Below are 10,171 nucleotides of genomic sequence, written 5' to 3' on the forward strand. Positions count from 1 at the left end.
GGGAGCTCAGCTGTCGCGCTTCTCCTTGATCTTCGCGGCCTTGCCGCGCAGGTCACGGAGGTAGTACAGCTTCGCGCGACGCACGTCACCGCGGGTGACGAGCTCGATCTTCTCGACGATCGGGGTGTGCACCGGGAAGGTGCGCTCGACGCCGACGGAGAAGGAGACCTTGCGGACCGTGAAGGTCTCGCGCACGCCGGCACCCTGGCGACGGATGACTACGCCCTTGAACTGCTGCACACGGGAGCGGTTGCCCTCGATGACGCGGACGTGGACGTTGACGGTGTCACCCGGGCGGAAGGCCGGGATGTCGCTGCGCAGCGACGCGCTGTCGACGGAGTCGAGCAGGTTAGCCATGATCGTCTGCTTTCTTCGCTGATGCCACAGGTCATCAGCGGAACGTGGAGATGAGTTTTCGGTAGCTGATCGCGTCGGGCGGGCGTCTTTCCCCCTGTGGCAGGGGCGCACGCTGGACGTACAGCAGCGTTCTATTCTTCCACGGCCTCGGGGTCTCGCCCAAATCGGCCGTCGGGCCCCGGCCGCCACCCCAGGATCGAGAGCATCTCCCGGTCCTTCTTGTCGAAGGCCCCGGGGTCACAACGCTCAATGAGATCTGGCCTGTTGCGGGTGGTGCGCCGGATCGCCTCGTCCCGCCGCCAGCGCGCGATCTTGCCGTGGTGGCCGCTGAGCAGGACGTCGGGGATGCCGTGCCCGCGCCACTGGGGAGGCTTGGTGTACACCGGGCCCTCCAGGAGGTTGGCCATGGCGCCGGGGGCGAAGGAGTCGTCCTGGTGGGACTCGGCGTTGCCCAGGACTCCGGGCAGGAGCCGGGCCACCGCCTCGGTGACGACCAGGACGGCGGCTTCCCCGCCCGCGAGGACGTAGTCGCCGATGGAGACTTCGTAGACCGGCATGCGGGTCGCGTACTCGTCCGTGACGCGGCGGTCGATGCCTTCGTAGCGCGCGGGCGTGAAGACCAGCCAGGGGCGCTCGGAGAGCTCCACGGCGAGTTCCTGGGTGAAGGGGCGGCCGCTGGGCGTGGGGACGACCAGGACGGGCCCGTGGGCCCCTGCCTCGTACCCGTCGGCGAGTACGTCGTCGAGGGCCGCGCCCCAGGGGTCGGTCTTCATGACCATGCCGGGGCCGCCGCCGTAGGGGGTGTCGTCGACCGTGTTGTGCCGGTCGTACGTCCACTCCCTGAGGTCGTGCACCTGAACGTCGAGCTGCCCACGCGCGCGTGCCTTGCCCACGAGGGAGACGTTCAGCGGTTCCAGGTACTCGGGGAAGATCGTGACGACGTCGAGCCGCATTACGCCTTGCCCTCCGAAGCCGCCTCGTCCCGCATGGAGGCGATCTCGGCACGGTCGTCGACGAGCCCGGGGGGCGGGTCGATGACCGCCCGCTGCTCCTCGAGGTCGATCTCGGTGACGATCTCCTCGACGAAGGGGATCATGACCTCGCTGCCGTCGGGGCGCTCCACGATGAACAGGTCCTGCGAGGGCAGGTGCGAGATCTCCGTGATCCGGCCGATCTCGGTGCCGTCCGCGGTGACCACGTCGAGGTCCATCAGCTGGTGGTCGTAGTACTCGTCGGGGTCCTCCGGAAGCTCCTCCGGGTCGATCTCGGCGATCAGGAGGGTGTTGCGCAGGGCCTCGGCGCCCGTGCGGTCGCGCACGCCCTCGAAGCGCAGCAGGAGGCGGCCGCTGTGCACCCGGCCGGTCTCGATGGTCAGCGGGCCGGTGGCGGCGGGGTCCGTGGCGAGGACGGCGCCGGGGCCGAGCCGCAGCTCCGGCTCGTCGGTGCGGACCTCGACGGTGACCTCACCCTTGATGCCGTGCGCACGGCCGATGCGGGCGACTACCAACTGCACTGCGTTTCTCCTCATCCACGACTACGGGCCGGGGAAGGCCCTGAAGCCCTCCCCGGCCCGAGCCGGTGCTGCTGTGGTTCTACGAACCCGGTTCAGCGAACCTGGTCCACGTCGACGAGGTCGACGCGGACACCGCGGCCGCCGATGGCGCCCACGACCGTGCGCAGAGCGCGTGCGGTGCGGCCGTTGCGGCCGATCACCTTGCCGAGGTCATCGGGGTGAACCCGCACCTCGAGGACGCGCCCGCGGCGCAGGTTGCGCGAGGCCACCTGCACGTCGTCGGGGTTGTCGACGATGCCCTTCACGAGGTGCTCGAGAGCCTCCTCGAGCATGCTCAGGCCTCGGTGGACTCAGCGGCGGACGCCGACGAGGACGTCTCGGCCTCGTCAGCCTTCTTGTCCGACTTCTTCGCCTTCTGGGTGATGGCCTCGCCCTTGGCGTCGTCGCCCTCGAGACCCTTGGTGAAGGCCTCGAACGCAGCGCGCTTGTCCTTGGGCTCGGCGACCTTCAGCGGCGCCGGGGCGGGCAGGCCCTTGTGCTTCTGCCAGTCGCCGGTGAGCTTCAGGATGGCCATGACCGGCTCGGTCGGCTGGGCGCCGACGGACAGCCAGTACTGGGCGCGCTCCGAGTCGACCTCGATGCGCGACGGGTTCTGCACCGGGTGGTACAGGCCGATCTCCTCGATGGCCCGGCCGTCACGGCGGGTACGGGAGTCGGCGACGACGATGCGGTAGTGAGGCGAACGGATCTTGCCCAGACGCTTCAGCTTGATCTTGACTGCCACGGGAGTGGTGTCTCCTGGTCTTGACGTGGGTGGGCACAACAGTGATGCCGCGTGGGGTTGCGGTACTCGAGTGCCCGATGGACGCGTCAGCCGGAGGAGAGAGGGGTCCTATGCGACTGTCGAGTACAGCTAGCCATTGTGCCATACGTCTTTGGGGCGCCCGAACCCGGACCGGGCGCCCCGCTCCTGCTCAGCCCACGCCCACGCCGACCACATCCGGAATCCGGAAGGGCTTGCCGCAGCCACCGCACATGATCGGCGCCTGGGCGAGCACGGAGGGCACGACGCGGACGTTGCGCCCGCAGTCGCAGACGGCCTTCACGCGCACGCCGCCTCCGGAGGAGCCGTGCCGGGCGGCCGGGCCCCGGAAACTGCGTGCGGTGTCCGCCGTCGTCGCCGCGCTGTGCGCCTTCACGGCACGCTGCAGCCGGTCGATCGTCGGGCGGTAGCGCTTCTTGGCCTCGGGGTTGAGCGTGACCAGTGAGAAGCCGCTGCTGGGATGCGGTTCCTCGGGGTGGTCCAGACCCAGCTCCTCGGCGATCGAGAGGAATCTGCGGTTGTGATAGCGGCCGGCGCGTGAGGTGTCGCGTACGCCGCGCGAGGCGGCGATGCCATGGACTGCCTCGTGAAGCAGTCGCTCGAAGGAGAGCTCGGCGCCGCAGGCGGACGACGACTCTCCGATCAGGGATTCGGGCGCGGCAAGGTCGGGCAGCTCGGGGTGGTGCCGCTGAATGTCGGCCCACGCCTGTGCCAGCTCTGCGGCGAGAACAGGTGGTGTCGTGCTCACGTCGTGACAACGAGCCGGGTGCCCCGGGGGTTCCATTACGGGGCATCCCAAATAATTTGCACGTACCCGTCAGTTGCCATTGATGCGTCCGGACGAGGGCGGGTGCGCTGATCTGCGGAGAAGCCTCACAGCTCGCATCAAGCCGGTACGTAGTGGCGCGTACGCCCCAGCGCGTAGACCAACTCCGCGCGCCGGGGCGCTCCTTGAACGGAGTCGCGCTCCTCAGTAGGCGCGGGCCACAAGAGCGACGTTACCCGGGGTCTCGTCGGCGTCCGGCACCGCCCCGTCCTCGGCGACCAGACACCGTACGGTCACGGAGTGCTCGGCCAGCCTGGCCTCGCCTTCCTCGCCGAGCGCGGCCCACGGGACGCGGGCCCAGCCACCCGCGGCGGTGGCCTCCACGGCCTCGTCGACCGTGCGGACGTCCGAGGTGCGGGACTCGCGGCGCTCACGGGCCTGCGTCAGGAGCAACGCCTGGTCCTCCTCGAGGATGGTGGGCAGCAGGGCGGCGAGGGCGTCGATCACGACCGGCTCCTTGCCTCCCCTGATGCGGCGGGCCAGCATCGCGGTGCCGTTGTCCAGGTCGCGCGGGCCGATCTCGACGCGGACCGGCACGCCCTTGAGCTCCCAGTCGACTGCGCGCCTTCCGAAGGGGGTGTCCGTGCGGTCGTCGACCTGGACGCGTACGCCCGCGGCCTTCAGGGTCTCGCCGATCTCGTGGACCTTGACGAGCACGGCGTCGTCGCCCTTGATGGCGAGGACGACGGCCTGGACGGGGGCGAGGCGGGGCGGCACGCGCAGGCCGTTGTCGTCGCCGTGCATCATCACCAGGGCGCCGATCATCCGTGTCGTGCTGCCCCAGGAGGTCTGCCAGACCAGCTCCTGATTGCCGTCCCTGGACAGGTACCGGGTGTGGAAGGCCTTGGCGAAGTTCTGCCCGAGCTCATGGCTGGTGCCGAGCTGGAGGGCTTTGCCGTCGCCCATCATGCCTTCGAGGGTGAGGGTGTTGATGGCGCCGGCGAAGCGCTCCTTGGCGGTCTTGCGGCCGAGCACGAAGTCCATGGCGAGGACGTCGCGCATGAAGTCTCCGTAGACGTGGCGGTGGATGTGGGCGGCGAAGTCTCGGGCTTCTTCGTACGTCGCGTGGGCCGTGTGGCCCTCCTGCCAGAGGAACTCCGACGTACGCAGGAACAGGCGCGGACGCATCTCCCAGCGGACGACGTTCGCCCACTGGTTGATCAGCAGCGGGAGGTCGCGGTAGCTCTGCATCCACTTGGAGAAGTACTCGTTGACGATCGTCTCCGAGGTGGGGCGGATGACGACAGGCTCCTCCAGTTCCTTGCCGCCCCCGTGCGTGACGACCGCGAGCTCCGGAGCGAAGCCTTCGACGTGCTCCGCCTCCCTGGTCAGGTACGACTGCGGGATGAGGAGGGGGAAGTAGGCGTTCTGGGTGCCCGTCGCCTTGATGCGGGCGTCCATGTCCTGCTGCATCCGCTCCCACAGGCCGTAGCCGTACGGTCGGATCACCATGGTGCCGCGCACCGGGCCGTTGTCGGCCAGTTCGGCCTTGTTGATCAGGTCCTGGTACCAGCGCGGAAAGTCGTCCGCCCGGGGTGTGAGCACAGGTGTTTTGGCCATGGCGCGCATGGTAGGGGCGAGCCTCCTGAGGATGCGTGTCTTTATCGTCCGGGGGCGCACGGCGGTGGAACGCAAGCATTGGCCCACAACCTCTGGACTCAACGACGGATGCGGAGTTCTCTGGCATACGGGGGGAGTGCGAGCGCACTGCACGGGGGCGGACGAACCGTTGGATTACGGCACGGCACTTACTCTCGGCTGATTGGGGCGCATTCGATGACACCAACACTCGTGCAGTCGCACCTCTCCCCCGCGGGCGCTGGACCCCGTGTGGACCTGTGTGCACGCGCGCGTGACTGGGCGGAGATCCAGGAGCGAATGCTGGTCCCGCTCTATGAAGCGGTGTACGAACGGCTCGAAGTGTCGGACGCCACCCGGCTCCTCGGCCTCGGCTGCGGTTCCGGACTGGCTCTGCTGATGGCGGCCTCACGGGGCGCCGCGGTCACCGGCGTCGACCCGTCGCAGCCCGAACGCCTCGCTCTCGCGCGAGAACGCCTCCTGCCGGACGCGAAGGAGGCACGCGCGCGTACCGGCCCCCGCCTCGCCGATGGCGGCCCCGCGGATCTGGCGGATCCGGATCTGCCCGCGTACAACCTCGTCACCGCCTTCCAGCCGATCGGCTGCATGGCGGGTGACTCCGAAGGGCTGTCCGGGCTCCTGGAGTCGGCCGCACCGCTCGCCGGGCGCGGCACGCCGGTGGTGCTCGTCGGCTGGGGCCCTCCGGAGCGTTGCGCGACCTCTTCCGTGCTGAGGGTGGCGACGAAGCTCGCCGAACCGTTGCGCAGCACGGGCAGTTGGCGCCCCGCGCTCCGGGACGACCTGGAGGAGGTCGCCCACCGGGCGGGGCTCAAGCCGGACGGATCGGGCCGGGTGGCGTGCCCCTTCGGGTACGCGGACGTGGAGAGCGCGGCACGTGGGCTGCTCTCGACGGGCCTGTTCGATGCGGCGGTGCGGGCGACGGACCAGGTGCAGGTGGACAAGGAGCTGACGGAGGCACTGCATGCGCATCGGCGCGGGGACGGGACGGTGTGGATGCCGAACGTCTTCCGGTACCTGATCGCGCGTATCCCGTAGCGACCCGTTCCGTAGTGCTGTTGCTGGAGGCGATGCCGGGCACACGCGCGTGTGCCCGGGTGCTAGCCGTCCTTGGTCATCCGTGTGATGCCCGCGATCCGGTACGCCGCCGCCTCCTCCAGCGTCTCGTTCTCCAGCAGGGCCGCGGCCAGTGCGTCCAGTTGGTCCCGGTGCTCGCGCAGTTGCCGGCAGGCGCTCTCGTAGCACTCGTCCACGATCCGCCGCATCTCGCCGTCGATCGTGTCGAGGGTCTGCGGGGCGGCCGCGAGCCCGTATGCCTGCTGTGCGTCGTTGGGCAGGGCCGAGAGGCGGCCCACCCGCGCGCTCATGCCCCATCGGCCGACCATGCCGCGAGCGATGTTGGTGACCTGCTCCAGGTCGTTCTCGGCGCCGGTGGTGATGACTCCGTAGACGACGTGTTCGGCGGCCATGCCTCCTAGGGCACCGATGATCCTGCCCCGGAGGTACTCCTCGGTGTAGGCGTACTTGTCGGAGTCCGGGGTCGAGAGCGTCACGCCCAGCGCGCGCCCGCGCGGCACGATCGTGATCTTGCGGACCGGGTCGGCGCCGGGCTGGAGCATGCCGAGCAGGGCGTGTCCGCTCTCGTGGTAAGCCGTACGCCGGCGCTCCTCCTCCGGCATCACCAGCGGCCGCTCGGCGCCGAGCTGCACCTTCTCCATGGCTTCGGAGAGGTCGGACTGCGTGACGGTCTTCTGCTGGCGCTTGACGGCGATGAGGGCGGCTTCGTTGGCGAGGTTGGCCAGTTCGGCGCCGGTCATGCCCGGAGTCGTACGGGCGACCTGGGCGAGGTCGACGTCGTCGGCCAGCGGGATGGCCCTCGTGTGGATCTTGAGGATGGCCTCGCGGCCTCCCCGGTCGGGGGGCGAGACGTTGACGACCCGGTCGAACCGCCCCGGCCTGGTGAGAGCGGGGTCGAGGACGTCGGCGCGGTTGGTGGCGGCGAGCACGATCACACCCTCAGCACCCGAAAAACCATCCATCTCGGTGAGGATCTGGTTCAGCGTCTGCTCGCGTTCGTCGTGCCCGCCCATCGCGCCGCCACCACCGCGCGCGCGTCCGATGGTGTCGATCTCGTCGATGAAGATGATCGACGGCGCGACCTTGCGGGCCTCGGCGAAGAGTTCCCGTACGCGTGAGGCGCCCACACCCACGATCATCTCGATGAAACCCGAGGCGGAGGCCGAGAAGAAGGGCACGCCCGCCTCGCCCGCGACGGCGCGCGCGAGCAGCGTCTTGCCGGTGCCGGGCGGCCCCGCGAGCAGCACGCCGCGCGGCATCTTGGCGCCCATCGCCCGGTAGGCGTCCGGGTTCTTGAGGAAGTCGACGACGTCGTTGAGCTCGCCCTCGACCTCGTCGATGCCCGCCACGTCCTCGAACGTGGTCCGCTTCGCTCCCGGCTCCAGCTCGACCGGCTTGGGCGGCGTCTTGCGCCCGAGCATGCCGCCACCGCCGCCCATCCCGGCACTCATGCGCCGGGCGATGAAGATCCACAGAACAACGAGCAGCAGCATCGGGGCGAGCGAGATGAGGAGATTCGAGAGGAAACTGCGCTCCTGCACGACGGGCTCGGCGGTGACCGTGACGTCGTGCTCGGTCAGGTCGTCCCAGAGCTTGTCGTCGGCGAAGGCCGGTCGCTGGGTCGTGAACTTGGTGTACTTCCCCTTGTCACCGCCCGGTTTCGACTGCTCCTTCTTGAGCTGCCCCTGGATCGCGTCGCCCTTGGAGTAGATCTTGGTGACGTTTCCGGAGTCGACCTGCTTGCTGAACTCCGTGTACGAGATCGTCGGCTCGTCGCCTTCGTTGAAGAAGGACAGCACGAGGTTGGCGATGAGGTAGACGATCAGAGCCGTCAGGATCAGCCCGCCCCAGCCGCCGGGCATCTTCTTCTTCGGCGGGGGCGTGGGGTCGGGGGGCGGCGCGCCCTCGGAGCGCCATGGCGGGTCGGACGCCTGGCGCGGCGGCACAGGGTTGCTCATATCCGGACGTTACGTCACAAATCAACCCCCGGCACTCGTTCCGATCGCCAGCACTCGCTCCGGGCGCCGGAACGCGACCGGCGCCCCTCCACAGAGGGGCGCCGGTCATGACGTACTCGTACGAGAGGCGAAGCGGCCCGCGACGAGGCGGGCGGGCTCTTCGCTCTCAGCCCATGAACTTCTTGAACTCGTCCGGCAGCTCGAAGTCCTGCGGGGCCTTGCCGCCCGGGAGTCCGAGGGCGCCCCCGGACTGAGCGGCGGCCTCGCGGCGGGCGGCCTCCTCCTGCTCCTCCTGCTTGCGCTTCATCGGGTTACCGGAGCGCCGCTTGCCCTTGGCCTGCTTCTGCTTCTTCTTCTGCTTGCCGGCGCCGCCACCCATGCCCGGCATCCCGGGCATACCCGGCATGCCGCCACCCTGGGCCATGCGGGACATCATCTTGCGCGCCTCGAAGAACCGCTCGACGAGGTTCTTCACGGCGCTGACGTCGACGCCGGAGCCCTTGGCGATACGGGCACGGCGCGAGCCGTTGATGATCGTCGGCTCCTGACGCTCCATGGGCGTCATCGACTTGATGATGGCGGCGGTGCGGTCGACGTCCCGCTCGTCCAGATTGTTGATCTGGTCCTTGATCTGCCCCATGCCGGGCATCATCCCGAGCAGCTTGCTGATGCTGCCCATCTTCCTGACCTGCTCCATCTGGGCCAGGAAGTCGTCGAGCGTGAAGTCCTGGCCCTTCTTGGAGGCCAGCTTCGAGGCCATCTTCTCGGCCTCTTGCTGCGAGAAGGTCTGCTCGGCCTTCTCGATGAGCGTGAGCATGTCGCCCATGCCGAGGATGCGGGACGCCATGCGGTCCGGGTGGAACGCGTCGAAGTCGTCCAGCTTCTCGCCGTTCGACGCGAACATGATCTGGCGCCCGGTGACCTGCGCGATCGACAGAGCGGCACCACCACGGGCGTCACCGTCGAGCTTCGACAGCACGACGCCGTCGAAGCCGACGCCGTCGCGGAAGGCCTCGGCCGTGTTGACGGCGTCCTGGCCGATCATGGCGTCGACGACGAAGAGGACCTCGTCCGGGCTGACCGCGTCCCGGATGTCGGCGGCCTGCTGCATGAGCTCCTGGTCGATGCCGAGGCGGCCGGCGGTGTCGACGATGACGACGTCGTACTGCTTGGTCCTCGCGAACTCGATGGAGTCCTTGGCGACCTGCACGGGGTCACCGACGCCGTTGCCCGGCTGCGGGGCGTACACACCGACGCCCGCGCGCTCGGCGACCACGCTCAGCTGGTTGACGGCGTTGGGGCGCTGCAGGTCGCACGCTACGAGGAGCGGCGAGTGGCCCTGGGCCTTCAGCCAGAGACCGAGCTTTCCGGCGAGGGTCGTCTTACCAGCACCCTGCAGACCCGCGAGCATGATGACGGTCGGCGCGGTCTTGGCGAACCGGAGGCGCCGCGTCTCGCCACCCAGAATGCCAATGAGCTCCTCATTGACGATCTTGATGACCTGCTGGGCGGGGTTGAGGGCCTGGGAGACCTCGGCACCGGCCGCGCGCTCCTTGACCTGCTTGATGAAGGCGCGGACGACGGGCAGGGCCACGTCCGCCTCGAGGAGGGCGATGCGGATCTCGCGCGCCGTGGCGTCGATGTCCGCCTCGGACAGGCGGCCCTTGCCCCGGAGGTTCTTGAATGTCGCTGCGAGGCGGTCGGAGAGAGTATCGAACACGGCGGTCGCGAATCCTCGGGTCGGGGAAAGGGGAACAGGTCGCCTTCCAGAGTATCTGGCGACCACGGGTCCCCGGGGCGCCGGTACGCGACTTCCCCGTCCCGCTCCCCGTCCGTTGCCCCGCGACGTCCCCCCGAGGTAGGAGCCCCAAGCCCGCCGCTCCGCGGCGGATGCATCCCACCCACCCACCCGTTCGCCCCGCGACGTCCTGCGGGAGTAGGGGCGGGTGGGTGGGGTGTTCCCCGCGACGCCCCCCCGCGGTAGGAGCCTCAAGCCCGCCGCTTCGCGGCGGATGTATCCC

Annotated in this window: 10 protein-coding genes; 1 reads left to right on the forward strand and 9 read right to left on the reverse strand. The window is 69.3% G+C overall.

The window, feature by feature from the left end; translation table 11 throughout:
• Positions 1-6: 6 nt before the first annotated feature.
• The 7 genes from rplS to proS form a co-directional block, all read right to left on the reverse strand.
• The gene (gene rplS, locus AB0N81_RS31005) at positions 7-357 is read right to left on the reverse strand and encodes a 50S ribosomal protein L19 (RefSeq protein ID WP_055529866.1); all 351 of its coding nucleotides are present in this window, start codon (positions 355-357) and stop codon (positions 7-9) included.
• Between the two features lie 131 nt (positions 358-488).
• On the reverse strand, positions 489-1,310 hold the full coding sequence (trmD, locus tag AB0N81_RS31010) for a tRNA (guanosine(37)-N1)-methyltransferase TrmD (protein WP_365364117.1): 822 nt from the start codon (positions 1,308-1,310) through the stop codon (positions 489-491).
• Positions 1,310-1,870, reverse strand: coding sequence for a ribosome maturation factor RimM (gene rimM, locus AB0N81_RS31015; protein WP_365364119.1), 561 nt, complete (start codon positions 1,868-1,870; stop codon positions 1,310-1,312). The genes trmD and rimM overlap by 1 nt, the downstream gene beginning before the upstream one ends.
• Before the next feature lie 92 nt (positions 1,871-1,962).
• Complete coding sequence (locus AB0N81_RS31020) at positions 1,963-2,202, reverse strand: RNA-binding protein (protein WP_014176063.1); 240 nt, start codon at positions 2,200-2,202, stop codon at positions 1,963-1,965.
• 2 nt (positions 2,203-2,204) lie between these two features.
• Positions 2,205-2,654 (reverse strand): 30S ribosomal protein S16, encoded by a 450-nt coding sequence (rpsP, locus tag AB0N81_RS31025; RefSeq protein WP_365364123.1) that lies wholly within the window; start codon positions 2,652-2,654, stop codon positions 2,205-2,207.
• 190 nt (positions 2,655-2,844) lie between these two features.
• Positions 2,845-3,477, reverse strand: coding sequence for a hypothetical protein (locus AB0N81_RS31030; RefSeq protein WP_365364126.1), 633 nt, complete (start codon positions 3,475-3,477; stop codon positions 2,845-2,847).
• 186 nt (positions 3,478-3,663) lie between these two features.
• Positions 3,664-5,079: a proline--tRNA ligase gene (gene proS, locus AB0N81_RS31035; RefSeq protein ID WP_365364129.1), complete on the reverse strand. Its 1,416-nt coding sequence runs from the start codon at positions 5,077-5,079 to the stop codon at positions 3,664-3,666.
• A gap of 216 nt (positions 5,080-5,295) precedes the next feature.
• Between proS and AB0N81_RS31040 the strand changes: the two genes are divergently transcribed.
• Positions 5,296-6,153 carry an SAM-dependent methyltransferase gene (locus AB0N81_RS31040; protein WP_365364131.1) on the forward strand — a complete coding sequence of 286 codons (858 nt, stop codon included), beginning with the start codon at positions 5,296-5,298 and terminating at the stop codon, positions 6,151-6,153.
• A 62-nt stretch (positions 6,154-6,215) separates the two neighbouring features.
• On the opposite strand, the gene ftsH is transcribed toward AB0N81_RS31040, so the two are convergent.
• Together ftsH and ffh are read right to left on the reverse strand one after the other, a co-directional pair.
• Positions 6,216-8,150, reverse strand: a complete 1,935-nt coding sequence (ftsH, locus tag AB0N81_RS31045) for an ATP-dependent zinc metalloprotease FtsH (RefSeq protein WP_365364133.1) — start codon at positions 8,148-8,150, stop codon at positions 6,216-6,218.
• 166 nt (positions 8,151-8,316) lie between these two features.
• Positions 8,317-9,870: a signal recognition particle protein gene (ffh, locus tag AB0N81_RS31050; RefSeq protein WP_365364135.1), complete on the reverse strand. Its 1,554-nt coding sequence runs from the start codon at positions 9,868-9,870 to the stop codon at positions 8,317-8,319.
• Positions 9,871-10,171 lie beyond the last annotated feature (301 nt).

Origin of the sequence: Streptomyces sp. NPDC093510, from assembly GCF_040683555.1 — a bacterium.
Taxonomy (GTDB): Bacteria; Actinomycetota; Actinomycetes; order Streptomycetales; family Streptomycetaceae; genus Streptomyces.